The sequence below is a fragment of the Sphingomonas sp. J315 genome, from assembly GCF_024666595.1.
In the GTDB taxonomy this organism is placed as follows: Bacteria; Pseudomonadota; Alphaproteobacteria; order Sphingomonadales; family Sphingomonadaceae; genus Sphingomonas.
Map to the genome: position 1 here is coordinate 301,932 of NZ_CP088296.1, position 23,900 is coordinate 325,831.

Sequence of the window (23,900 nt, forward strand, 5' to 3'; positions counted from 1 at the left end):
CTCACGTGAGTTCAACCCGTTCAAACCGCCCATGCAGCCCACTCGCCCCCGCGCGCCACGCGGTCAGCGCTTCGCCGGCGACGATCACCCAGATCTTCCCATCCGCCGCCGCCATCGCCGCGTCCGTAGCGGACGGCGTCGCATCGCCCGAGGGGTGCGAATGCCAGTATCCGATCACGCGCTCCCCGCCCGCCCGCTCAGCCTTCAACGCCGCGATCAGCGCCGCCGGGTCGATCTCGAACCGCCGCGCCGGGTCGTCCGCCACATTGGCCGCGACACTCGCCCGCTCGACCCCGTCGGACCCGAACAACAGCCCGCACGCCTCCAGCGGCGCGGCCTCCGCCGCTGCGCGCTGAATTAGTGCAATAACACAGCTTGAAATCCGCAAACCCATGCCCATCTGCGTAGCGCAATGAACCGGGGGGTTTCCACACTCGAAGCGCGGATCGCGGATGCGGCAGATGGCTGGCGGCTCGACCGGGCTTTGGCGGATGCGCTCCCCACGCTTTCGCGTGAGCGGATCAAGGCGCTGATCTCCACCGGCAACGTCACCGGCCCCGACGGCCTGATCCGCGATCCCAAGAAAAAGGCGCCCGGCGGGGCGCTGTTCACGCTCGTCGTCCCCGAACCCGAACCCGCGCATAACGAGGCGCAGGCGATCGACCTCAACGTGGTCTATGAGGACGAACATCTGATCGTGATCGACAAGCAGGCCGGCCTCGTCGTCCACCCGGCGGCGGGCAATTTCGACGGCACGCTCGTCAACGCGCTGCTGCATCACTGCCAGGGCAGTCTGTCGGGGATCGGCGGGGTCGCGCGGCCGGGCATCGTGCATCGGATCGACAAGGACACGTCGGGCCTGATGGTCGCGGCCAAGACCGATCGTGCACATGTCGGCCTCGCCCGCCAGTTCAAGGACCATTCGATCGACCGCCGCTACCAGGCGATCGTCGCGGGCCGACCGAAAGCGTCAGGCGGAACCGTCGACGCGCCGCTTGCGCGTTCGCCGCAAAACCGCAAGAAGATCGCCATCCAGCCGGGCGGCAAGCGCGCGGTCACTCACTGGACGCTGGTGAAGCCGCTGTACGAGGCCGCTCTGGTCGAATGCCGGCTCGAAACCGGCCGAACGCATCAGGTGCGCGTGCACATGGCGTCGATCGGTCATCCGTTGATTGGCGACCCGGTTTATGGTAGAACGAAAAAAGAACACCGGGGGGTATTGGAAACCATGGGTTTCCGGCGCCAGGCCTTGCACGCGGCCCGGTTGGGGTTCATCCATCCTATCAATAGCCACGCTTTGGCGTTCGATAGCGAAATGCCTGCGGACATGCAGGAACTGATGGATAACCTTATCGTATAAGTATCTGACCCGTCCGGATGGAGGGTCGACCGGCATCCCTGCCGCTACAGGGGGAAGCCACAAGAAAGGGAGTAAAGTGACCATGGCCAGCGGAAGCAACGTCCCGGCGACGATCCCCGCTCTCGGTGGTGAGGCGAGCCTCAACCGCTACCTCGCGGAGATCAAGAAGTTCCCGATCCTCGCGCCCGAGCAGGAATATATGCTCGCGAAGCGCTTTCAGGAGCATGGCGACCCCGAAGCGGCCGCGCAGCTGGTCACCTCGCATCTGCGCCTCGTGGCGAAGATCGCGATGGGCTATCGCGGCTATGGCCTGCCGGTCAGCGAACTGATTTCCGAAGGCAATATCGGCCTGATGCAGGGCGTGAAGAAGTTCGAGCCCGATCGCGGCTTCCGCCTCGCCACCTATGCGATGTGGTGGATCCGCGCCTCGATCCAGGAATTCATCCTGCGCAGTTGGTCGCTCGTGAAGATGGGCACCACCGCCGCGCAGAAGAAGCTGTTCTTCAACCTGCGCCGGATGAAGGCGAAGCTCGACGCGTTCGAGGACGGCGATCTCAAGCCCGAGCATCTCGCCAAGATCGCGCACGATCTGGGCGTGACCGAGGAAGAGGTCACGTCGATGAACCGCCGCATGGCGATGGGCGGCGACACGTCGCTCAACGTGCCGATGCGCGAGGATGGCGAGAGCCAGTGGCAGGACTGGCTGCAGGACGACAGCGCCCTGCAGGACGAGGTCGTGGCCGAAGCGCAGGAGGCCGATGTCCGCCACTCGATGCTGGTCGAGGCGATGGACGAGCTCAATGAGCGTGAGCAGCACATCCTGACCGAACGCCGCCTGACCGACGATCCCAAGACGCTCGAAGAGCTGAGCCAGGTCTATGGCGTCAGCCGCGAGCGCGTCCGCCAGATCGAGGTGCGCGCGTTCGAAAAGCTGCAAAAGGCGATGATGCGCCTGGCGGGCGACCGCCGCTTGCTTCCCGCGATGTAAGCTCGGGCGGGGGGCGGATGGACGATCGCAACGACGCAACGGGCGCACCGCGCCCGGAACCGCTCGGCGCGCGTCCGCTCCCCGACCTCGATCATCTCGACGGAATCGGCATTCAGCCCGTGAAGCCCGCAAAACCCCGCAAGCCGATCGCCCGCCGCATCATCGGCTGGCTGTTCAAGGGCGCGCTCGCCTTCGTCGTCGCGTCGGTGGCGATGGTCACGCTCTACCGCTTCGTGCCCCCGCCCTTCACCCTGACGATGATGGGCGATGTCTTTTCCGGCCATGGCGTGACCAAGAAATGGGTGCCCCTGTCGCGCATCGACGCCGACATGGCGCGCGCCGCGATCGCGGCGGAGGACAGCAGCTTCTGTACCCATTCCGGTTTCGACTATGATTCGATGGCCGCCGCGATGCTGCGCAATGCCAAGGGCGGGAAAGTGCTGCGCGGCGGATCGACGATCAGCCAGCAGACCGCGAAGAACGTGTTTCTGTGGCAGGGCGGCGGCTATTTCCGCAAGGCGCTGGAGGCGTGGTTCACGGTTCTGATCGAAACGATCTGGGGCAAGCGCCGGATCATGGAAGTCTATCTCAACGTCGCGGAGACCGGGATCGGCACCTATGGCGCCGAGGCCGGCGCGCGGCGCTATTTCAAGAAGGGTGCGGGCAATTTGACCCGCGCCGAAGCCGCACGCATCGCCGCCGTCCTGCCGCTGCCCAAGAAACGCGCGGGTGTCGCGCCAAAGGGCTTCACCCGCCGCTACGGCAATTCGATCACCGCCCGCATCGGCGTTGTCCAGCGCGACGGGCTGGACGCCTGTTTGCGGTAGGGAGAGGGCATGACGGATCGCCGAAGTGGCAAACGTCAGTCCACCGGCACACCCTCCCTACGGACACCCCTACACATCGGGGGCGAACGAGTCTTATTTCTTTTCGGTCGGAACTGCCTTGTCGATCGCGTCGCCGGCCTTTTCCGCCGTGTCGCCGACCGCCTGCGCCGCCTCGGTGATCGCCGCGTCCTTGCGGGTCTCCGAATTGTTGCTGAGGAAGTAGAAGGCACCGACCACGACGATCACCAGCGCGATGATGCCGAGGATCAACCCGCCGCCACCGCCGCGCCGCTCGATCACCGTCGTGCCACCGCCACGCTCGGTCACGCGTTCCGCAGTCACGCCATCGGTGCGCTCGACAATCCGTTCTTCAGCCATGTCTCATCTCCCAAAGGAACATTGGCGGCCCAACGCAGTGGACCAAATCATTGTTCCCGTTGTGAAATGTTCAGGATGTTCAGAACGGCAGCTTGAACCCCGGCGGCAGCGGGATGCCGCTGGAAAGCTTCGACATTTCCGCTGACGCCGCCGCATCCGCCTTGGCTCGCGCATCGTTGAGCGCGGCCGCGACCAGGTCTTCCAGCATCTGCTTTTCCGACGGCGCGAGCAGCGATTCGTCGATATCGACGCCGATGATCCGGCCCTTGGCGCTCGCCTTGACCTTGACCAGTCCGCCGCCCGATGCACCCTCGACCTCGATCCCGTCGAGGTTCGCCTGCGCCTTGGTCAGCTCGTTCTGGACGTTCTGCGCCATCGCCATGATGTCTTCGATACTTTTCACCCAAACCTCCTGTTGTCGCGGGTCCAGCCGATCAGCTCGGCGTCCGGAAATGCTTCGAGCGCGGCGGCGACCACGGGCGATGCCAGCACGGCATCGCGCTCCGCCGCCTCGAGCGCCGCGCGTTCTTCATTCAATGTCGGCTGGCCAGGCGCATCGGTGACGCGCAGCGACCAGCGCTTGCCGAGCACGCGCCGCAACGCGCTCTCGAAATCATGGACGAGATCGGCGGGGAGTCCCTGGCTGCTGACCTCGATCACCGGCTCCTCCAACCGGATCGGGCGGACAAGGTTCCGCACCCGCGCCGCAAGATGCACCTCATGCGCCGCCGCCAGCCGCTCGACCAGCTCGGCCATGGTACGCGGAGCGGGCGCCTCGGCCGGCGCGCTCGGGGTTGCGGCGGGGCCAGGCCCGCCCATCGGCGCACCCTCGGCGATCTTGCGCGCCAGCTCGCCCGGATCGGGCAGGGTCGATGCATGGATCACGCGCAACAGCGCCATTTCGCACGCCTCGATCGGCAGCGCGGCGCGGATCACCTCGTCATGCCCCTTGAGCAGCAGCTGCCACAGCCGGTGCAGCGCCGGAAAGCCGAGCTTCCCCGCCCATTCGGCGAGCGCCGCCCGCTCCTCCGCCGCCTGCCCCGGAATCACGTCATTGCCGAGCTTCGCCAGTGTCACGCGATGCACGGTCTCCAACAGCGATTTCAGCACCGCCTGCGGATCGACGCCCAGATCATATTGTCCGCGCAGCGCCGCCAGCGCGCCCGCCGCGTCGCCCGCGATCACTTGGGTAAACAGCTCGCGGATCGCATTGCGATCCGACAGGCCCAGCATGTCGCGCACCGCATCCGCCGTGACCGCCCCGCCCTCCATGCCGGCATGCGCAATCGCCTGATCCAGGATCGACAGCCCGTCGCGCGCCGACCCTTCCGCCGCGCGCGCGATCATCGCCAGCGCCTCGGGCTCGGCCTGCGCGCCTTCCTTCTCGACCACCTCGCCGAAATGCGCGGCAAGCTTCTCGGCGGGAATCCGCCGCAGGTCGAACCGCTGGCAGCGCGACAGCACCGTCACCGGCACCTTCTGCACCTCGGTCGTCGCGAACAGGAACTTCACATGCCCCGGCGGCTCTTCCAGCGTCTTGAGCAACGCGTTGAACGCGTTCTTCGACAGCATGTGCACTTCGTCGATGATGTAGATCTTGTACCGCGCCGACACCGACGAATAGCGCGATGCGTCGATGATCTCGCGCACATCGTCGACGCCGGTATGGCTGGCGGCGTCCATCTCGATCACGTCGATATGCCGCCCCTCGGCGATGGCGCGGCATGGCTCGCACACCCCGCACGGGTCGATTGTCGGCCCGCCCTGCCCGTCCGGGCCGATGCAGTTCAGCGCCTTGGCGATCAACCGCGCGGTCGACGTCTTGCCCACCCCGCGCACCCCGGTCAGCAGGAATGCATGCGCCAGCCGGTCGCGTTTGATCGCATTCCCCAGCGTCTGCACCATCGCATCCTGGCCGATCAGCTCGGCAAAGGTCTGCGGCCGGTATTTGCGCGCGAGCACGCGATACACGCTGTCCCGCGGCTGGGGCGGTTCGTCGAGGCCAAGAAGTGAATCGGACATTGCGGAAGACCCTAGCGGCTCCGGGCGGTCACGTCATGTGGGGAAGGTGGGAGCCGGGACGACCCGACACGAAAATCGTTACGGCTGCTTCCTTCCGGATCTGACCGGGTTGGCGACGGCATCGTCCGCCCGACTCCCGCGGCGCATATGGGGGAAGCTGACGCGGATTGCAATCTCAGGCGAACAGCGCCCCGATCAACTCCCCGACCTTCGCGTGCGCCGCATTCGCCTTGGCCGAATCCAGCCCGGGCGCATCGAGGTAGCAGGCGATCAGAATCGGCTTGCGCCCCGGCGGGGTCGCGATCGCGATGTCGTTGAAATAACCCTCGCCACTCGTCCCGGTCTTGTCCCCGACCCGCCAGCTCTTGGGCAGCCCGGCGCGCAGCCGGTCCTTGCCGGTCGGCGATGCTTCCATCCAGCCGATCAGCTTCGCGCGCGACGCGGGCGACAGGACATCGCCGAGCAGCAGCCGGTTCATCAGCCACAGCATTGCCTCGGGCGTCGTCGTATCGCGCACCTCGCCATTACGGACATTGTTGAGCGACGGCTCGTCGCGGTCCGACCGGGTGAGCTGATCGCCCGCGTCACGGACGAACTTGGTCAGCCCGCGCGGTCCTGAAATCTGCCCGAACAACAGGTTCGCGGCGCTGTTGTCGCTCATCACCACCGCAGCTTCGCACAGCACCTCGATCGACAGCGCCCCCTTGGCCAGGTTCGCGCGCACCACTGGCGCATAGTCGAGCAGGTCGGCCTCGCCGAAACGGATCTCACGCGACAAGTCGAGTTCGCCGCGATCCACCCGCGCCAGCACCGCAGCAACCAGCGGCACCTTGAAGGTCGAGCACATCGCGAACCGCGCCTCGGCCCCGTCCGAATAGCGTCGCCCGGTACCGCTGTCATAGACAGCCAGCCCCAGCCGCCCGCCGGTCTCGGCACGGATGCGGTCGAACGGCCCGATCTTCTGCGCAAAGGCGGGAGCGGCGGCGAGCGCGGCGGCGCCCGCAATCACGGTACGGCGAGTCGTCATCATCATCGTCCCTGCATATCGCGATGTTCTGAAGGCAGGCTGACTGTAAGCCCGTCCAGCTCGTGGGTCAGCACGATCTGGCACGACAATCGGCTGGTCCGGCTTGCACCCACGGCAAGGTCGAGCATATCCTCCTCCTCCTCGCTCGCGCGCGGCAACCGGACGAAATCCTCCGCCGCGACGATGACGTGACAGGTGGAGCAGGCCATCTGTCCCTCGCACGTCCCCTCCAGCGGCATGCCCCGCGCCTGGCCGATCTCGAGCAGCCGGTCGCCCGCTGCGGCCTCTGCCTCGACCGCCAGATCGCCCTCGGGGGTCAGGAACCGCACCCGGATCATGCCGCGATCCTTTGGGCGCGCGCTGCGGCATCGATGCGCTGGATGGCGTCCAACAATTGCTCCTCACTCGTGTACCGGCCGAACCCAAGCCGGATGCTCGACCGCGCCTCGGCATCGCTCAGGCCCAGCGCCTTCAACACATGGCTCGGCCGTCCCGATCCGCTGGCGCAGGCCGATCCCGCCGAAAACGCGATGTCGCGCAGCTCCGACATCAACCGCGCGACGTCCAGCCCCGGATAGCGCAGGTTGAGATTGCCCGGATAGCGCTCATCCTTCGACCCGTTGAGCGTCCACCCCGCACTGCCCAATGCCTGAAACCCCGCCCGAAACAGCTGCGCGACATGCGCGCGATCCGCGCCGAACCGCTGCTTGGCCAGCGCCGCCGCCGCCCCGAACCCCGCGCAAAGTGCAGGCGACAACGTCCCCGACCGACCGCCCGGCTCCTGCCCGCCGCCATGCAGCAGCGGCTCAATTTCGACGCCGTCGCGCACCCACAAGGCCCCCACGCCCTTCGGCCCGTGGATCTTGTGCGCCGACACCGCGACCAGATCGACGCCATCTGGGATCGCGACCCGCCCGAAGCCCTGCACCGCATCGACCAGCATCAACGCGCCCGCCGCCTTGGCCAGTTCGGCAATCTCCTCGACCGGCTGGATCACCCCGATCTCGTTATTGACCAGCATCGCCGCGACGAGTCCCGTACCCGGCCCGATCGCCGCGCGCGCGGCGTTGAGGTCGATCAGCCCCTCTGGCCCGACCGGCAACACCGTCACCTCGCGCCCGCGCCGCGCCTCCGCCGCCACCGTGTCGAGCACGGCGGCATGTTCGGTGGCGATCGTCACGATCCCGCCGCTGCTGCCCTTGATCGCCCAGTTCAGCGCCTCGGTCGCGCCACTGGTGAAGCTCACCGTGCCGCCATCCGGCATCAGCCCCGCGACCGCCGCGCGCGCCACCTCGACCGCCGCCTTGGCCTTGCGCCCCGCGGCATGCGCCGAGTGCGGATTGGCGAAATCGTCGCCCAGCCAGGGCAGCATCGCGTCGCGCGCCTCGGGCGCCAGCGGCGTGGTCGCCTGATAATCGAGATAGATCATGCCGCCCGCGCCCGCGCTTCGTCGGCGATGTCGCACCAAGCTGCGGCGAAGGCATCGACCTCCGCCTCGGTCGTGCCGCGCCCGAAACTCACCCGCACCACCTCACGCAGCGCCGGCTCATCCCAGCCCATCGCGCTCATCACATGGCTCGGGCGCAGGCTTCCCGAGGCGCAGGCACTCCCCGCCGACACCGAAATCCCCGCCATGTCGAACCGGATCAGCTGCGCCGCCGACGACACGCCCGGCATGCGATACGCGCCGATCAGCGGGCTGCGCGAATTCGCCGCGCCCACCACCTCGACGCCCGGCAACGCCGCCTCCAGCCGCGCGCGCAGCGTGTAGAGCCGGTCCATCTCCTCCGGCACCTCCACCGCCGCGGCAAAACCCAGCGCTCCGGGCAGATTCTCGGTCCCCGCGCGATAGCCCTTTTCCTGCCCGCCCATCGGCAACAGCTTGGCAAAGTCGCGCACGAACAACGCGCCGATCCCCGGCGGTCCGCCGCGCTTGTGCGCCGAGACCGCGACCAGATCGGCATGGCGCAGCACCGCCGCCGACGCCCGCGCCGGCATCTGCGCCGCATCGACCAACAGGATGCCGCCCGCCGCCTTCACGATCTGCCCGATCGCCTCGATCGGCTGAATCACCCCGGTCTCGCTATTGGTCCGCTGCACGCACAGCAGCACCCCCGGCCCGATCGCGTCGCGCAGCGCATCGAGGTTCAGCGTCCCGTCGCTCAGGACCGGCAGCACCTTCGCGCCCTCCGAATGGCGCAGCACCGCATCATGCTCGACCGCAGTGATCAACCGCCGCTCCGCCATCGACCGGCGCAGCGCCAGATACAGCGATTCGCTCGCTCCGCTGGTCAGCACCACCTCATGCGCCCAGCCATAGGCCGCCGCGATCCGCGCCCGCGCATCCTCCAGCGCCGCACGCGCCGCGCGCCCTTCGGCATGCGGCGAGGATGGATTGGCCCAGCGACGCATCCCTTCCTCCACCGCGGCAATCGCCTCCGGCAGCATCGGGGTGGTCGCGGCATGGTCGAGATAGATGCGGTCAGTCAGGGGAACCGTTCCAATTGCTTGTCGGGGCGTGCGGACTATATAGCCTGCACCCGTTTCCGCGCTACCGCGCGCCCATCACAGAGCAGGTGCATTTTGCCCGAAGTCATCATCCCCGGTCCCGAAGGCCGCCTCGAAGGGCGTTTCGCCCCCGCCCCCGCCCCCGCGCACCGGTCGCGATGATCCTGCATCCGCATCCCAATGCCGGCGGCACGATGAACAACCGCATCGTGCAGGAACTGTACAAGACCTTCCAGCGCCGCGGCTTCGCGACGTTGCGCTTCAACTTCCGCGGCGTCGGCAAGAGCCAGGGCACGTTCGACAACGGCATCGGCGAGCTGAGCGACGCGGCATCGGCGCTCGACTGGGTGCAGAGCTTCCACCCCGAAGCCTCGACCACCTGGATCGCGGGCGTCAGCTTCGGCGCATGGATCGGCATGCAGCTGCTGATGCGCCGCCCCGAAATCCGCGGCTTCATCTCGGTCGCGCCGCCGGCGAACATGTACGACTTCACCTTCCTCGCCCCCTGCCCCAGCTCGGGCATCATCATCCAGGGTGAGGGCGATGAGGTCGTGACGCCGGGCGCGGTGCAGAAGCTGGTCGACAAGCTGCGCACGCAAAAGCACATCACGATCCACCACGACACGATTCCGCACGCCAACCATTTCTTCGAACACGAAATGGACCAGCTGATGCGCAGCGTGGACAATTATCTCGACATGCGCCTCGACCCCAATTCGCCGATCCGGTGACATTCAGATCCTCCCCGGAGCGGGGAGGGGGACCGCCGCCGAAGGCGGTGGTGGAGGGGGCCCGAGGCAAGCGAATTGCTTCGAGCAGGGCCCCCTCCGTCAGCGCTGCGCGCTGCCACCTCCCCGTTCCGGGGAGGATTTTGGCTATGCTTTCCGCACGCCCCGAAGCATGATCGCGCCATGAAGCAATCCACCGCGATCAAGATCGCCGCCGGCGTCGCCGCTGCCACCATCGGCGGCCTGTTCCTCTACTCCCGCGCGACCCGCCCGCCGGTGATCAACCCCAACGTGCCGCAGCCGGCCAAGCCGGTCGACCTCACCCGCTACGCCGGCATTTGGTACGAACTCGCGCGGCACGAGAATCGCTTCCAGAAGGGCATGGACTCGGTCACCGCCGACTATGCGCTGGAAAGGGACGGCAAGGTCAGCATCGTCAACAGCGGCATCCGCACCGGCGAAGTCGAACGCGACGTCAGCGAAGGGACCGCGATCGTCGCGGACGAGGACACCAACGCCAAGCTCAAGGTCTCGTTCTTCGGCCCGCTCTACACCGGCGACTATTGGGTGCTCGACCATGGCGACGATTACGACTGGTCGATCGTCGGCGAGCCATCGGGCCGCTATCTCTGGCTGCTCGCCCGCGACCCCCGCCCCGACCCCGCTCTGCTCCAGGCGCTGCTGACGCGGGTCGAGGAGCTCGGCTACGATCGCTGGGCGCTGCGCATCACGCAGCACGACTAGGATGGACCGCATCGACGTCACGGTCACCGGCGGATGCCAGTGCGGCGCAATCCGCTACCGCGCCACCGCGATGCTCGACAATTCCCACCTCTGCCATTGCCGCATGTGCCAGAAGGCGACCGGCGGCCTGTTCGCCGCGCTCGTCGCCGCGCCCAACGACGCGCTGAGCTGGACCCGCGGCACCCCGGCGACCTTCCGCAGTTCCGAGCATGTCGATCGCGGCTTCTGCGCCGACTGCGGCACCCCCCTTTTCTATCGCGGCGACAGCGGGCGCACCAACCTCACCATCGGCTCGCTCGACGACCCCACCGCCTTCCCGCCGCGCACGCAGATGGGCAGCGAATCGCGCATGCCCTGGTTCGCCGACCTCCCCGCCCTGCACGATGAAGGCGCGACCGAAGCACAGGACCCGGCATGGGCCGCCGCCATCGCGGCGAGCAGCCGTCAGGCCCCCGACGGGGATCAGCCCGCTACAGGTCGCCGCTCTGAAGCGCGATCCGACGGGTCCCGCCCGCCTTTTTGAGCGCAGCCTGAACATCTTCGCGCAGCTTCAGCGCCTCGATCCCCTTGGAATATGCCGTTTCCGGCGTGGGCGTGGGCGAGGGGTCAAAATCGCTGAAGTCGATCAGCGTTTCGATCCGCTGCTCGGGGTTGTCGAGTTCGGCGATCACCGCGCGGGCCGCAGCGTCCATATCGCCGAGACACAGGTACAGGCGGCGCAATGCCTCCGGGGCGTCCTTGCTCTTGGCCTCGATCTCCGCGCGGTCGATGGCGACCGCCGCTGCGTTGCCCAGTCCGACATTGGCGCAGACGCGGACCAGCCGCATCTGCATGGCGCCGAACGGACTGACCGGAAAGTCTGCGCCCTCGGCGGGCAGCGTCTTGAGCGCGTCGGCATGCCGCCCCATCCGCATCTGCACCCCGGCCAGGTTGATGATCTGGCTGACATTGGGACTGCCGTCTTCCTCCACCCGACCGCCCTCGCGATACGCGACGAGCGCGGCGTCGGCTTCGCCCAGCGCAAGATGCGTCCGCCCCCGGGCGTCCCACCACCAGGCCAGCTTATCCTTCGCATCGACATGATCGGCGAGCGCCCGCCCGCCCGACCGCGCCGATCGAGCATGTCCAGCGCTTCCCGGGGCTTTCCGAGCGCCCGCAGCAGCCGGGCCGCCTGGATATAGGGGCCAAGATGGCGCGGATGACGCCCCATCGCGGTGCGAACATCCGCCAGCTCGCGCTCGACTGCCTTGCGCGGGTCGAATCCCGCCGGCATGAGCGGAGTGAGGCGCGCGTTCATGCTCAGTTCGAGCAGCGTGCGCGCGGTCTCGATCTCGGCAACCAGCGCGGCGGCACCTGCCTCATCGCCGCGCGCGTGCAGGATCTTGATCAGGCTGATGCGAAACCCGTCCTTCGACGCCATCGGCTCATCGGGGGCATAGCCGCTCGCGGTCACCACCTTCAGCAGCCGCTCGCGCTCCCCCTCCTGCTTCGCGTCGCGAAGGAGCGTGTCGAGGCGATACAGCCAGCGGATTTCCACGCCGTTGAGCGCCGCGCCCCGCCCTGCGCTCATCGCCTCGACCGTCGTGACGGCTGCCGCCAGGTCCTTCATCTCCAGATCGAGGGCAAAGCGCAATTGCCACAGATCGTCCGACGCCGCGTCGATCGCGGTCCCCGCGACCGCAAGCGCGCGCGCCTCGACCAGCCGATTTGCCTGCGCTTCGCATAGCACCGCAATCTGATAGACTGCCGCTACGACCTCCCCCGGAAATGCCGCCATCGATCCGGGCTTGAGTTGCGGGCGCAGTGCCTTCAGCGCCGCCGGGCAATCGCCGCGGTCGAACGCTTCCAACCCCTTCGCCAATCGCGCGCGCACCCGGTCATCGTCTGCAGCCATGGCTGGCATGCTTCCCATTGCAATCGCCCCCGCAATCGCGCCAGCCACCCATCGTTTCATGAAATCCCCCTTTGATACCCGGTCAGCCTAGCGCGCAGCCCGCTGAAATCGAAAACAGAATCGCGCGGGAACAGGGTTCAGACCGTCCAGATCAGCACATTCCCGACCAGCACCAGCGCGCACACGATCATCAGCACGCCCTTGGTCCGGTCGCCCTTGCGGATCATCGTCACCCCGCCCCACACCAATATGATCGCGGCGATGGTCAGCAAGGTGAGCGTCATCGACGCGGCGGTAGAGAGTTCGGGTCGCATCGCGCCTTCTTGCACCGCCCATCCGCCCCCGTCGAGAGACCCCCCGACTATTGCGATTGCCTCGCAATAGATAATCCCCTAACGGCGCTGATAGATAAAGCTTTGGCCGCATTAGCCGACAAAGGGTTGCGCGCCATCGCCCCGCCATCTAGCGGAGCCCGCAAATGTCCGACCGTAACGCCATCCCCCTCGCCCCGTCCGCCGCGCTCACCGTGGAGACCGTTCTCAGTGTGCGCCACTGGAACGAGCATCTGTTCAGCTTCACGATCACGCGCCCGCAAAGCTTCCGCTTCCGCTCGGGCGAGTTCGTGATGCTCGGCCTGCCCGGCGAAGGCCGCCCGCTGCTGCGCGCCTATTCGATCGCCAGCCCCGCCTGGGCCGAGGAGCTCGAATTCCTCTCGATCAAGGTGCCCGATGGCCCGCTGACCTCGAAGCTTCAGCTGATCCAGCCCGGCGACCAGCTGTTCCTCGGCCGCAAGCCGACCGGCACGCTCGTCACCGACGCGCTGCTGCCCGGCAAGCGCCTGTTCTTTCTGTCGACCGGCACAGGCCTCGCCCCGTTCCTCAGCCTCGCGCGCGATCCGGACGTCTATGAGATGTTCGACCAGATCCAGCTGGTCCACTCGGTCCGCCGCGTCAGCGACCTCGCCTTCCGCGAAGAGCTGGAGGGCCTGCTCGCCGGCGACCCGCTGGTTCAGGATCAGGCGCTGGTGCAGTTCAGCTACCTGCCCACCGTCACCCGCGAGCCCTTCCCGACCAATCAGCGCATCGGCACGCTGATCGAGAATGGCGCGCTGTTCACCGGCCCGAACATGGCGGGCGAAAAGCGCCTCGACCCCGAAACCGACCGCATCATGCTGTGCGGCAGCATGGAGATGATCAAGGATCTCTCCGCGATGCTGGACGGAATGGGCTTCGAGGAAGGCTCGAACAGCAAGCCCGGCCATTACGTCATCGAGCGCGCTTTCGTCGGCTAAAGCCCCCCTCCCTGAAAGGGAGGGGAACTGGCTATCGCCCCCATTCCCCGATTGCCCCCGCCACAATGGTAACGCTATCATCCCTCCGAACCAACATTCGGAGAGGACGGCGATGCCCCACACCCCCATCTCACGACGCAGCTTCATCGAAGTCGGCGGGGCCCTCGCCGCCACGCTGACCACCAGCGCCAGCGCCGCAACGCCCCTGCTCCAGTCCCCCGCCGCCCGGCTCAAGGGCCTCCCCCTCCCCCGGGTACCCGCCTCCCCGCCACCCCGCCGCGCAAGAAACGCGACGACAGTGTCGGCTTCGCGATCATCGGGCTCGGCGGCTATGCGCTTCACCAGATCATGCCGCGCTTCGACCAGGCCGATCGCGCGCACATCGCCGCGCTGGTCTCGGGCAATCCGCAAAAGCTCGCCCAGGTCGGCGACGCATACGGCGTCCCTGTCGACGCCCGTTATTCCTATGAAGACTTCGACAAGATCGCCGCCGACGACCGCATCCACGCGGTGTACATCATCCTCCCCACCGCCTTCCACGCCGACTTCGCGATCCGCGCCTTCGCCGCGCGCAAGCATGTCCTGTGCGAAAAGCCGATGGCGCTCTCCAGCGCGCAATGCGAAGCGATGATCGCCGCCGGCCGCCGCGCGAACCGCAAGCTGATGATCGCCTATCGCTCGCACTTCGAACCCTACAATGTCGAGGCGATGCGCCTGATGCGCGAGAAAGCGGTCGGCGACATCCGCCTGATCCGCAGCGAGCAATCCTATCGCGCCGGCCCCACCACCCCGGCCCAGAACTGGCGGATGAACCGCGCACTGGCCGGCGGCGGCCCGCTCGAGGATTTCGGCATCTACGGCCTGCAATCCGCGCTCTACCTCACCGGCGAAATGCCGGAGAGCATCAGCGCCACCACTTTCCAGCCCAGGGGCGACCCGCGCTTCACCGAAATCTTCGCGCACGTCTCCTCGCAATGGCGCTTCCCCTCGGGCGCCGTCGCCCACCTCGCCACCTCCTACGACAGCGCCGGAGCCAATTTCGCCCATGTCCGCGGCACAAACGGCGCTCTGATCATGGACCCCGCCACCAGCTATGCCGGGCAGAAGATGCGGATCGAAGGCCAGGATGCCCGCGAGCTAACCCCTGGCGACCCCACCACCCAGTTCGCCGGCCAACTCAACCATTTCACCAGCGCCATCCGCGACGGCACCCCGATCCTGACCGGCGGCGAAATGGGCCTGCGCGACGCACGGCTGATGGAGGCGATCTATGCGTCGGCGCGGGATGGGCGGACGGTGAAGCTGTTCCCGGATGGGCGGATGCGGGGGTGAGGCTGTCGCCACGCGACCGAATATGAGTGTATCGAGCGCGGATCAGCGCTTTGGTGCGGCCGGATTAGACAGCTGCCACGCCACCGAAACCTGTCCGGCAAAGATCGGCGCATATTTGCGCAGTTCCGCCTGAGCAGTCGCATCGAACGCGGCGAAGCTGCGCATCCGCTCCATCGCACCGGCTTCGGCCCGGCGATACAGGCTTCGCGCTTCGGCGGGTGACCTTGCGTGCTTGCGCAGCAGCGCCGCCAGCGTCCAGCTTCCCGCGATGCGGTTGGGGTGCGATGGCGGCAGCCCCTCCACGATGGCCCGTGCCTGTCGCATGAGTGCTTCCGCATCAGCGGTGCGGCCCTGCGATTCGAGGTTTCGGGCCAGCGTGACCATCGCGGCGGCGACGAGCGGGTGCGTGGGAGGCAAGGTCTTTTGCCGCACCGCCAGCGCCTTGCGGTGCAAAGGTTCGGATTCGGTGAAACGCTGCTGCCAGCTCAGATTATCGGCGAGATTTTCGTAGATGATCGAAATTTCCGGGTGATCAGGCCCAAAGGTCCGTTCGGCGATCGCCAGCGCCTTGCGCAGCAGCGGCTCCGCTTCTTCATACCGGTTCATTTCATTCAGGTTCGTCGCGAGATTGGAAAAGGCAAAGGCGATGTCGCGCAAAACAGGCCGGTTTGCGGTCTCGCGCAATGCCAGAACGCGGCGATAGATCGGGTCCGCCTCTTCGCGCCGCCCCTGGCTGGAAAGGATCGAGGCCAACGCCTCATATCCGGCCGCGATTCCTGGATCGCCCGGCTTCATATGCGCCTCGCGCAGCCGCAGCGATGTGCGGATCGCTGCTTCTGCCCCGGCATAATTGCCCTGGGATTGCAGGTTCCAGCCAAGGTTACTGTAATTCTCTGCAATCAGGCGGTGGCCGGGCGGAAGCACCGCTTCCTGGATGGCCAGCGCCTTGCGGATCAATGCTTCGCCTTTATCGACCTGCCCCTGTTGATCGACCGAAAACGCCAGGCTGGTGTAGAGCGTCGATTGCCCCATTTTGTCGGCGTTGGGATCGGCTTCAACCAGCATGACGGCCTTGACCAGAACCTGTTCAGCCTCGGCATAGCGACCGAGTTCGTTGAGGATCAGGCCAAGCACGCGATAGCGGGGAACCAGCCGCGGGTCGCCGAGTGGCACGAGCGCTTCGTAGAGCGCAAGCGCCCGGCGGGCGAACGGTTCGGCTTCATGATCGCGATCCTGTTCGCGAAGCGCGACGGCAAGGTCGGTGAGAACCAGCGCATGGTCAAACTTGCCCGCGTCCGCGCCCTTTTCGAACAGCGCCGCCGCACGGCGCAACGCGGCCTCCGCCTCGGCATATTGCGAAAGAGCGAACAGCGACTGGCCAAGTTGCGCGTTGAGCGTCGCCAGCGATGGATGCTCCGGCGGGCGGGTGGCGATCACAGCGCGCAACAACGGGACGGCTTCGGCATCCTTGTTCCCGGCGATCAGCGCCCGGAGGAAATAGTCGGCCGCGACCCCGCGATCCTTATGGGACACAGGCAAGGTGCGATTGGCGATCTCTACCGCCGCGCGCGCGAATTTCTCGCTACGCTCGATGTCGCCGATGCGCCACGCGATATTCGCACCCCCAAGCATCAGGTCGAGGCAATGATCGTTCGCCGGTCGGTTCGCTACGCACACCGCCGCCGCCTTTTCCAGAATGCCGACTGCGGTAGTCAGGTCCTTGCGCTCATAGGCGGGGAAGAATTCGGGCGGCAGTTCGGCTCGGCCCGGCGTTTGCGGGGGCGCAGTGGCAACAGCGAGGAGTCCGGCCAGCCAGATCATGACAGCGGCTGAATTAGCAGAGACCTCGCCGTTGCGCCTCAGACAAGTTCAGAGCCACTTTGCGGCCAAGTTCCGCCCGCGGCTTTTCCGCGCCAAGCAGCCCCCTTCCAATGTTGGAAATTCCCTGATCTAAACTGATCGGTGAACCCCGACCCGCCTCATTCCCCTCCAAAAAGCCCCGCGCCTGACTCCAGTCGCGCGGGTGTCTCGACACAGTCGCGCACCTGTCGCGTCGCCGTCGCACAGGTGTCGCGTCACAGTCGCGTCGCAGGTGTCAGCCAGTCGCAAACCCGTCCCGACAGCCCGAAACCCCGCATTTTTCGTCAGCTTCGTAGGATGCCGTCAGTCGGCCCCGCTCAGCACCCGGGCATAGGCCGCCGGATCGGCATTGCCGCCGCTCAGCACCACCAGCATGTCGGGGCGCGCCTCGACCTTCCCCGCCAGCAGCGCGGCCAGCGCCACGGACCCGCCCGGTTCGACCACCAGCCTCAGCTTCGCCGCCGCCCAGCGCTGTGCCGCCCGGACTTCGGCCTCGGTCACCGTCACCCCGGTCGCCCCGCGCCGCGACAGCACGTCGAAGGTCAGCGGGGATACGCGCAGCGTCTGGAGCGAATCGCATGCCGTCGGCGGCGGGTTGTCGCCGATCGGCTCTATCCATCCCGCCTCCAGGCTGCGGCACATATCGTCCCAGCCCTCAGGCTCGACCACCGTCACCTGCGCATCGGGCAGCGCCAGCGCGACGCCCGCAGCAAGCCCGCCGCCGCCGCACGGCACCACGACATGCGCCGGATCGGGCAGCTTCATCTCGGCCGCTTGCGTCAGCACCTCGATCCCCAGACTCCCCTGCCCCTCGATCACCCAGGGGTCGTCGAACGGCGGCACCAACGTGGCGCCGCGGGCATGGGCGAGGTGCGCAGCGATCTTGTCGCGATTCTCGGTCATCCGGTCATAGCTGACCACCTCGGCCCCCAGCGCCAGCGTCGCCTCGCGCTTCAGTGCCGGGGCGTCGGCCGGCATCACGATCACCGCCGGGATACCGAGTCGCTTTGCCGCCCATGCGACGCCCTGCGCATGGTTGCCGGAGGAGAAGCCGACCACGCCCTTGGCCCGCGCTTCGGCGTCGAGTGCGGTCAGCCGGTGCCATGCGCCGCGAATCTTGAACGCGCCGATCGGCTGCAAGCTTTCGGCCTTGAACATCACCGGCACGCCGCGAATTTCGCCTACAAACAAGGGGGTTGGCGGCAATATCGCCGCCACCTTTGCCGCCGCGTCCCGCACCCCCGCCCGTGTCGGCTGTCGCAATATCGTCACTTCCCACCCCACATCGCTCGAACCCCTCCATAATCACTTTACAAGGGGGGGTGTCGACCCTAAATGACCCCTCCGCTGCCCCATGGGACTTCCACCGCAAGGCAGTGTTTTTTCGTCTGCCGCAAGGCAATTGGAGGTCCCTTGAGTTGCACAAGCATCATAGCGCGCTGGGGCTAGCGAAAGCCCTTCGTCCCGTCGAGCCGGTAACGCTCGTTCGTCCGCACGCTGCAAAGCGCGCCGCCCGCTTCTTTGTCGAGAAGTTTCCGGGAACGGTGCTCTATGCCGTCAAGGCGAACCCCTCTCCCGAATTGCTCCAGATCCTCTGGGACAGCGGCGTGACGCATTATGACGTCGCGTCGATCGGCGAGGTGCGCATGGCGCGCCGCGCCCTGCCCAAGGCGACCTTGTGCTTCATGCACCCGGTCAAGGCCGAGGAAGCGATCGAGGAAGCCTATTTCGTCCACGGCGTCCGCACCTTCAGCCTCGACACGATGGACGAGCTGGAAAAGATCGTTCGCGCCACCCGTGGTGCGACCGACCTCAACCTGTGCGTCCGCATCCGCGTGTCGTCGGACCATTCGAAGCTGAGCCTCGCGGCGAAGTTCGGTGCCGAGCCGGAGGATGTCGCCGAGTTGCTCGTCGCGACCCGTCAGGCCGCCGACGCGCTGGGCATCTGCTTCCATGTCGGCAGCCAGGCGATGACCCCGGCGGCTTATAGTGAGGCGATGGAGCGCGTCCGCGCGGCGATCGTCGCCTCGTCGGTCACGGTCGACATCGTCGATGTCGGCGGCGGCTTCCCGTCGACCTATCCGGGCATGGAACCGCCCCCGCTCGAAACCTATTTCGGCGTGATCCACAACGCGTTCGAGAATCTGCCGATCTCGTACAGCGCCGAATTGTGGTGCGAGCCGGGCCGGGCGCTGTGCGCGGAGTATAGCAGCCTGATCGTCCGCGTCGAAAAGCGCCGCGGGGACGAGCTGTACATCAACGACGGTGCCTATGGTGCGCTGTTCGACGCGGCGCATGTCGGCTGGCGCTTCCCGGTGCGCGTGTTGCGCGACGATGCCGGCGACGCGGCGGAGATGACCGAATACAGCTTCTACGGCCCGACCTGCGACGATCTCGATCACATGGCCGGCCCGTTCGAGCTGCCGTCGGACATCCAGGCCGGCGATTATATCGAGGTCGGGATGCTCGGCGCCTATGGCTGCGCGATGCGCACCGCGTTCAACGGCTTTGGCGTGGACACCGTCCACACCGTCACCGACGAACCGATGGCGACGCTTTATTCGGGCATCGCGATCGAACGCCCGACCAACGTCGTCAGCCTCGACCAGTTCAAGCGCCGCGCGCGCCGCTGAACGGACAGAAAAAGGGCCGCCGTCCGAATGGATGGCGGCCCATTTTCGTGGGACTACTTCCGGGCCTTTCGTGCCGCGTAGCGCGCATCCCGCGCTGCCTTCATCTCCGCCGCGCTCGGCGGCGTCAGCCGCGCCTCCTTGAGCGCCGCAGCAGCCTCGGCTTCGGCGCGTTCCTCGGCCTTCCGCTCGGCCTCGGCCTGCTTCTTTGCCAGCTTCTCGGCCTTGGCTGCGGCCAGCGCCTCGGCCTTTGCCGCGCGTTCCTCGGCCAGAGCCCTCTCGCGCTCTTCCCTGGCCTTCCGGCGCTCCTCCAGCACGGCCGGATCCGCAGACGGCTTTGCGCGCAACAGTTCCAGCGCCTTCTGCTTCGCCTTGGCGGCGGCGGCAGTGCGATCCTGAAATGACGGTTCCCGATATGAAGGCATGCATTGTTCCAATGAGTTCGGCCAGCGCAGAGCTATCGACCGATGAGCCGCAGTCCACACGGGACCGCGAGAAAAAATAAGGCGGCTCGCCGCGCATGCACCGCCAGGCGATGTGCTTCCGACAATTGAGCGACCCGCAGGCCGGGCTACTGCACTACGCCGTTCAGCTCCGCCCGTCCAGAATCGCCTCGATCGCCTCGGTGACCTCGGCGATGTCGGCCATTCCATCGACTCGCTGGACGAGCCCGCGCGCTTCATAGATCGGCAGGATCGGCGCGGTCTTGGCGCGATATTCGGCCATGCGGGTGCGCACGGTCTGTTCGTTATCGTCGGGGCGACGCTTGAATTCGGTGCCGCTGCACACATCGCAAACGCCGTCGACCTTGGGCTGGTTGTAGCTGTCGTGATAATTGGCACCGCAGCTGCCACAGCTGAAGCGCCCCGTGATCCGCGCGACCAAGGCGTCTTCGTCCACAACCAGTTCGATTACATGATCGAGGCTGCGGCCGCGCTCCGCCAGGAGGGTGTCGAGCGATTCAGCCTGCGCGGCGGTCCGGGGATAACCGTCGAAGATGGCGCCCTTGTCGCCCAGTGCATCCAGGCTCTCACCAATGATCCCGCTGACGATTGCGTCGGAAACGAGCTCGCCCGCCTCCATCACCGCCTTCGCCTGCAGACCCACCGGCGTTCCCGCCTTGACTGCGGCGCGCAGCATGTCGCCGGTCGAGAGCTGGACCATGCCGCGCTCGCTTTCGAGCCGCGACGCTTGGGTCCCCTTGCCCGCGCCCGGAGGCCCCAACAGGATGATATTCAACTGGCTTCCCCTTTTCCGTCGCTGCGCCTTGTCAGCGCAGTCGACCACCCTTCAGCTTCGCCTTCTTGATCAGGTCACCATATTGGTGCGCCAGCAAGTGCGACTGGATCTGCGTGACCGTGTCCATCGTCACGTTGACGACGATGAGCAGGCTGGTCCCGCCGAGATAGAAGGGAATTGCGAGCGCCGACACAAGATATTCCGGCACAAGGCAGATGAAGGTCAGGTACGCCGCACCGATCACGGTGATCCGCGTCAGCACGTAATCGAAATAGGCTTCGGTGTTCTTGCCCGGTCGGATGCCGGGGATGAACCCGCCATGCTTCTTGAGATTCTCGGCCGTCTCCTCGGGGTTGAACACAACCGCCGTGTAGAAGAACGAGAAGAAGATGATGCCCGCGCCGTAGAGCAGCATGTACACGAGCGAACCGTGCTGCAGATACTGGTTGAGCGTGATGATCAGGTCACCGCCCCAGCTCTCGCCCGCCTGCGACTGGCCGGCGAACTGGCTCACCGTCAGCGGCATCAGCAACAGCGAGCTGGCGAAGATCGGCGGGATCACGCCCGCGGTGTTGATCTTGAGCGGCAGGTGGCTGCGCTCGCTCTGCACGCCCCGCTGCGTCTGGCGCTTGGGATACTGGATCAGGATCCGGCGCTGGGCGCGCTCCATAAAGCAGATGAACAGGATCAGGCCCGCAACCGCCGCAAGGATCGCGACCAGCGTCACAGGGTTCATCGACCCCGAACGGCCGCCCTCGAACAGCTGTACCAGCGTGGTCGGCAGGTGCGCGACGATGCCCGCCATGATGATGAGGGAGATGCCGTTGCCGACGCCGCGGCTGGTGATCTGCTCACCCAGCCACATCAGGAACATCGTGCCGCCGATCAGGCTGATGACCGCAGCGATGCGGAACAGCATTCCCGGTTCGACGACCGGTGCCAGCCCCTGGGTGGCGCCAAGCGTCTCAAGGCCAACCGCGATGAAATAGCCCTGGATCGCGGTCAGCGCGACGGTGCCATAGCGGGTGTACTGGTTGAGCTTCTTGCGCCCGCTTTCGCCCTCCTTCTTGATCGAAGCCAGCGTCGGCGACAGCGAGGTCGCAAGCTGCACGACGATCGATGCCGTGATGTAGGGCATCACGCCGAGTGCGATCACCGACATGCGCTCCAGCGCGCCGCCCGAGAAGGTGTTGAAGAAATCGAGCACACCGCCCTGGGTGCGCTCGGCCAGCAGCCCCAGCTGCGTCGGATCGACGCCGGGCAGCGGCACGAAACTGAGCATCCGGAAGATGATCAACGCGCCCAGAGTGAACCACAGGCGCTTCTTGAGTTCGGTGGCCTGTCCGAACTTGGACAGGTTGAGGCCGGATGCCATTGAATCGGCTGCGGATGCCATTGAAATACTATCCCGGAAACCAAAGCGGCGGAGAAGCGTTCGCCGCTCCCCCGCCGCCCATATAGGTTACTGTCGGATCAGGGCAATGCGCTTGGCAACCCCATCCACAGCTAAAGTCAGGCCTTACCGGCCTTCTTGGCGGCGATGACCTTCTGGACCGAGCGATGCTTGGCGGCATGCTTCTCGGCGGCCGGAACGATCGTCGGAATGGTGACGGTGCCACCAGCCTTCTCGACCGCCTCGATCGCGCCCTTCGACGCGCCGGCGACGGTGAAGCTCAGCTTCGCCTTCAGCTCGCCCTTGCCGAGCAGGCGGACGCCGTTCTTGCCGCCACGCGCCAGGCCGACGGCCTTGAGCGCTTCGTGGTCGATTTCGGTCGCGGTCAGCTTGCCGGCGTCGATCAGCTTCTGGATCATGCCCAGATTGACCTCGGCATAGTCCTTGGGATTGGGAACATTGAAGCCGCGCTTCGGAATGCGCATGTGGAGCGGCATCTGACCGCCCTCGAAGCCGTTGATCGCGACGCCCGAGCGCGCCTTGGCGCCCTTCTGGCCGCGGCCTGCGGTCTTGCCCTTGCCCGAACCGATGCCGCGTCCGACGCGCATCCGGCCCTTGCGGGCGCCTTCATTGTCGCTGAGATCGTTGAGATTCATGTCGTGCACTCGCTTTCGCTTTTGTCGCGCTGATGAAATTCCCCGGCGGGCCGGGAAAATCGGAAAGGGGGGCCGATAGCCCCCTCCCCTTATATTGTCACCTGGAAAAGATGCCGGGGGTTCAGCCCTCGACGATCTCGACCATGTGGGGCAGCTTGCGGATCATGCCGCGGACCTCGGGAGTGTCCTCCAGTTCGCTGACCCGGTGCATCTTGTTGAGGCCCAGACCGATCAGCGTCGCGCGCTGGTCCTTGGTCCGACGGATCGGCGAACCGATCTGCTTCACCTTGATCTTCGCCATGTCGATTACTCCACGATCGCCGCGGCATCAGCCTCGGCGGTCTGCGAACCGCCACGGCCGAGCAGGTCGGCAATCTTCTTGCCGCGACGCTGGGCCACCGCCTTCGGGGAATACTGGTCGCCCAGTGCCTCGAAAGTCGCGCGGATCATGTTGTAGGGGTTGGAAGTGCCGACCGACTTGGTCACCACGTCCGCAACGCCCAGGCTCTCGAACACGGCGCGCATCGGACCACCGGCGATGATGCCGGTACCTGCAGGCGCCGAGCGGACGGTCACCTGGCCAGCGCCGAAATGGCCCTTGCCGTCATGGTGCAGCGTCCGGCCCTCGCGCAGCGGCACGCGGACCATCTTCTTCTTGGCAGCTGCGGTCGCCTTCGAAATGGCTTCCGGCACTTCGCGTGCCTTGCCATGACCGAAACCGACACGGCCCTTGCCGTCGCCCACGACGACCAACGCCGCAAAGCCGAAGCGCTTGCCGCCCTTCACCGTCTTGCTGACGCGGTTGATGTGGACGAGCTTTTCGATCAGCTCTTCACCGCCATCGTCGGCACCGGGACCACCACGACCGCGATTGTCGCGACCACGATTGCCGTCGCGACCACGGCCGCCACCACCACGATTGTCGCCGCCGCCACGGCCACCACGGCCACGACGGGGAGCATCGGCTGCGCCAGCCTCGGCTGCTACGCCCTCGACGGGCGCCTGATTCTGTTCGTCAGCCAT

General features: G+C 66.5%; 27 protein-coding genes, 1 other RNA gene and 1 pseudogene. 10 read left to right on the top strand and 19 right to left on the bottom strand.

Going from position 1 to position 23,900, the window contains the following annotated elements:
* Position 1 precedes the first annotated feature (1 nt).
* Positions 2-394 carry a M67 family metallopeptidase gene (locus LRS08_RS01620; RefSeq protein ID WP_260481251.1) on the bottom strand — a complete coding sequence of 131 codons (393 nt, stop codon included), beginning with the start codon at positions 392-394 and terminating at the stop codon, positions 2-4.
* A gap of 18 nt (positions 395-412) precedes the next feature.
* Here LRS08_RS01620 and LRS08_RS01625 point away from each other — a divergent pair, with 18 nt between their 5' ends.
* The 3 genes from LRS08_RS01625 (at position 413) to mtgA (ending at position 3,175) form a co-directional block, all read left to right on the top strand.
* Positions 413-1,360: an RluA family pseudouridine synthase gene (locus LRS08_RS01625; RefSeq protein ID WP_260481252.1), complete on the top strand. Its 948-nt coding sequence runs from the start codon at positions 413-415 to the stop codon at positions 1,358-1,360.
* An 82-nt stretch (positions 1,361-1,442) separates the two neighbouring features.
* Complete coding sequence (rpoH, locus tag LRS08_RS01630) at positions 1,443-2,348, top strand: RNA polymerase sigma factor RpoH (RefSeq protein ID WP_257845181.1); 906 nt, start codon at positions 1,443-1,445, stop codon at positions 2,346-2,348.
* 17 nt (positions 2,349-2,365) lie between these two features.
* A complete protein-coding gene (gene mtgA, locus LRS08_RS01635) occupies positions 2,366-3,175 on the top strand; it encodes a monofunctional biosynthetic peptidoglycan transglycosylase (protein ID WP_257845180.1) in 810 nt (269 codons plus the stop codon).
* Positions 3,176-3,268: 93 nt separating this feature from the next.
* Here the strand turns inward: mtgA and LRS08_RS01640 are convergent, their stop codons facing one another.
* From LRS08_RS01640 to LRS08_RS01675, 8 genes are all read right to left on the bottom strand, one after another.
* Positions 3,269-3,553: a hypothetical protein gene (locus tag LRS08_RS01640; protein WP_257845179.1), complete on the bottom strand. Its 285-nt coding sequence runs from the start codon at positions 3,551-3,553 to the stop codon at positions 3,269-3,271.
* Positions 3,554-3,632: 79 nt separating this feature from the next.
* Positions 3,633-3,956 carry a YbaB/EbfC family nucleoid-associated protein gene (locus tag LRS08_RS01645; RefSeq protein WP_224920576.1) on the bottom strand — a complete coding sequence of 108 codons (324 nt, stop codon included), beginning with the start codon at positions 3,954-3,956 and terminating at the stop codon, positions 3,633-3,635.
* Positions 3,953-5,575, bottom strand: coding sequence for a DNA polymerase III subunit gamma/tau (locus tag LRS08_RS01650; RefSeq protein WP_257845177.1), 1,623 nt, complete (start codon positions 5,573-5,575; stop codon positions 3,953-3,955). Before LRS08_RS01650 ends, LRS08_RS01645 begins: the two co-directional genes overlap by 4 nt.
* 42 nt (positions 5,576-5,617) lie before the next feature.
* Positions 5,618-5,716: signal recognition particle sRNA small type (gene ffs, locus LRS08_RS01655), an RNA gene on the bottom strand.
* Positions 5,717-5,750: 34 nt separating this feature from the next.
* A complete protein-coding gene (gene bla / locus LRS08_RS01660) occupies positions 5,751-6,608 on the bottom strand; it encodes a class A beta-lactamase (protein ID WP_260481253.1) in 858 nt (285 codons plus the stop codon).
* Positions 6,605-6,940 (bottom strand): 2Fe-2S iron-sulfur cluster-binding protein, encoded by a 336-nt coding sequence (locus tag LRS08_RS01665; RefSeq protein WP_257845175.1) that lies wholly within the window; start codon positions 6,938-6,940, stop codon positions 6,605-6,607. The genes bla and LRS08_RS01665 overlap by 4 nt, the downstream gene beginning before the upstream one ends.
* Positions 6,937-8,031, bottom strand: coding sequence for a cysteine desulfurase family protein (locus LRS08_RS01670; RefSeq protein WP_260481254.1), 1,095 nt, complete (start codon positions 8,029-8,031; stop codon positions 6,937-6,939). The genes LRS08_RS01665 and LRS08_RS01670 overlap by 4 nt, the downstream gene beginning before the upstream one ends.
* On the bottom strand, positions 8,028-9,092 hold the full coding sequence (locus tag LRS08_RS01675) for a cysteine desulfurase family protein (protein ID WP_260481634.1): 1,065 nt from the start codon (positions 9,090-9,092) through the stop codon (positions 8,028-8,030). The genes LRS08_RS01670 and LRS08_RS01675 overlap by 4 nt, the downstream gene beginning before the upstream one ends.
* 93 nt (positions 9,093-9,185) lie before the next feature.
* Here LRS08_RS01675 and LRS08_RS01680 point away from each other — a divergent pair.
* The 3 genes and pseudogenes from LRS08_RS01680 (at position 9,186) to LRS08_RS01690 (ending at position 11,105) form a co-directional block, all read left to right on the top strand.
* A pseudogene (locus LRS08_RS01680) lies at positions 9,186-9,841 on the top strand (alpha/beta hydrolase).
* Positions 9,842-10,021: 180 nt separating this feature from the next.
* Complete coding sequence (locus tag LRS08_RS01685) at positions 10,022-10,582, top strand: lipocalin family protein (protein WP_257845174.1); 561 nt, start codon at positions 10,022-10,024, stop codon at positions 10,580-10,582.
* Between the two features lies 1 nt (position 10,583).
* Positions 10,584-11,105, top strand: coding sequence for a GFA family protein (locus tag LRS08_RS01690; RefSeq protein WP_260481255.1), 522 nt, complete (start codon positions 10,584-10,586; stop codon positions 11,103-11,105).
* Here the strand turns inward: LRS08_RS01690 and LRS08_RS01695 are convergent.
* Positions 11,053-11,553 carry a hypothetical protein gene (locus LRS08_RS01695; protein WP_260481256.1) on the bottom strand — a complete coding sequence of 167 codons (501 nt, stop codon included), beginning with the start codon at positions 11,551-11,553 and terminating at the stop codon, positions 11,053-11,055. The two genes, LRS08_RS01690 and LRS08_RS01695, sit on opposite strands and share 53 nt — an antisense overlap.
* A 218-nt stretch (positions 11,554-11,771) precedes the next feature.
* Here LRS08_RS01695 and LRS08_RS01700 point away from each other — a divergent pair, with 218 nt between their 5' ends.
* Positions 11,772-12,308, top strand: coding sequence for a hypothetical protein (locus LRS08_RS01700; protein WP_260481257.1), 537 nt, complete (start codon positions 11,772-11,774; stop codon positions 12,306-12,308).
* A gap of 305 nt (positions 12,309-12,613) precedes the next feature.
* Here LRS08_RS01700 and LRS08_RS01705 read toward each other — a convergent pair whose 3' ends face one another.
* A complete protein-coding gene (locus LRS08_RS01705; protein ID WP_257845172.1) occupies positions 12,614-12,790 on the bottom strand; it encodes a hypothetical protein in 177 nt (58 codons plus the stop codon).
* Between the two features lie 164 nt (positions 12,791-12,954).
* Here LRS08_RS01705 and LRS08_RS01710 point away from each other — a divergent pair, with 164 nt between their 5' ends.
* Positions 12,955-13,767, top strand: a complete 813-nt coding sequence (locus LRS08_RS01710; RefSeq protein ID WP_257845171.1) for a ferredoxin--NADP reductase — start codon at positions 12,955-12,957, stop codon at positions 13,765-13,767.
* 348 nt (positions 13,768-14,115) lie between these two features.
* Positions 14,116-15,099, top strand: coding sequence for a Gfo/Idh/MocA family protein (locus LRS08_RS01715; RefSeq protein WP_260481258.1), 984 nt, complete (start codon positions 14,116-14,118; stop codon positions 15,097-15,099).
* A 42-nt stretch (positions 15,100-15,141) separates the two neighbouring features.
* On the opposite strand, the gene LRS08_RS01720 is transcribed toward LRS08_RS01715, so the two are convergent.
* Both LRS08_RS01720 and LRS08_RS01725 read right to left on the bottom strand, forming a co-directional pair.
* Positions 15,142-16,920 (bottom strand): tetratricopeptide repeat protein, encoded by a 1,779-nt coding sequence (locus LRS08_RS01720; protein ID WP_260481259.1) that lies wholly within the window; start codon positions 16,918-16,920, stop codon positions 15,142-15,144.
* Positions 16,921-17,262: 342 nt separating this feature from the next.
* Positions 17,263-18,231, bottom strand: coding sequence for a threonine/serine dehydratase (locus LRS08_RS01725; RefSeq protein ID WP_257845167.1), 969 nt, complete (start codon positions 18,229-18,231; stop codon positions 17,263-17,265).
* Positions 18,232-18,377: 146 nt separating this feature from the next.
* On the opposite strand from LRS08_RS01725, the gene LRS08_RS01730 reads away from it, so the two are divergent.
* Positions 18,378-19,592 (top strand): type III PLP-dependent enzyme, encoded by a 1,215-nt coding sequence (locus LRS08_RS01730; RefSeq protein WP_257845166.1) that lies wholly within the window; start codon positions 18,378-18,380, stop codon positions 19,590-19,592.
* A gap of 53 nt (positions 19,593-19,645) precedes the next feature.
* Here the strand turns inward: LRS08_RS01730 and LRS08_RS01735 are convergent, their stop codons facing one another.
* The 6 genes from LRS08_RS01735 to rpsE all read right to left on the bottom strand — a co-directional run bounded on the left by LRS08_RS01735 (position 19,646) and on the right by rpsE (position 23,900).
* Positions 19,646-20,014 (bottom strand): DUF6481 family protein, encoded by a 369-nt coding sequence (locus tag LRS08_RS01735; RefSeq protein WP_257845165.1) that lies wholly within the window; start codon positions 20,012-20,014, stop codon positions 19,646-19,648.
* Positions 20,015-20,177: 163 nt separating this feature from the next.
* A complete protein-coding gene (locus LRS08_RS01740) occupies positions 20,178-20,828 on the bottom strand; it encodes an adenylate kinase (protein ID WP_257845164.1) in 651 nt (216 codons plus the stop codon).
* Between the two features lie 31 nt (positions 20,829-20,859).
* A complete protein-coding gene (gene secY / locus LRS08_RS01745; protein WP_257845163.1) occupies positions 20,860-22,224 on the bottom strand; it encodes a preprotein translocase subunit SecY in 1,365 nt (454 codons plus the stop codon).
* Positions 22,225-22,340: 116 nt separating this feature from the next.
* Positions 22,341-22,877, bottom strand: a complete 537-nt coding sequence (rplO, locus tag LRS08_RS01750; protein WP_257845162.1) for a 50S ribosomal protein L15 — start codon at positions 22,875-22,877, stop codon at positions 22,341-22,343.
* Between the two features lie 121 nt (positions 22,878-22,998).
* A complete protein-coding gene (rpmD, locus tag LRS08_RS01755) occupies positions 22,999-23,178 on the bottom strand; it encodes a 50S ribosomal protein L30 (RefSeq protein ID WP_257845161.1) in 180 nt (59 codons plus the stop codon).
* A 5-nt stretch (positions 23,179-23,183) separates the two neighbouring features.
* Entirely contained in the window at positions 23,184-23,900 is a 717-nt protein-coding gene (rpsE, locus tag LRS08_RS01760) for a 30S ribosomal protein S5 (RefSeq protein WP_257845160.1), read from the bottom strand.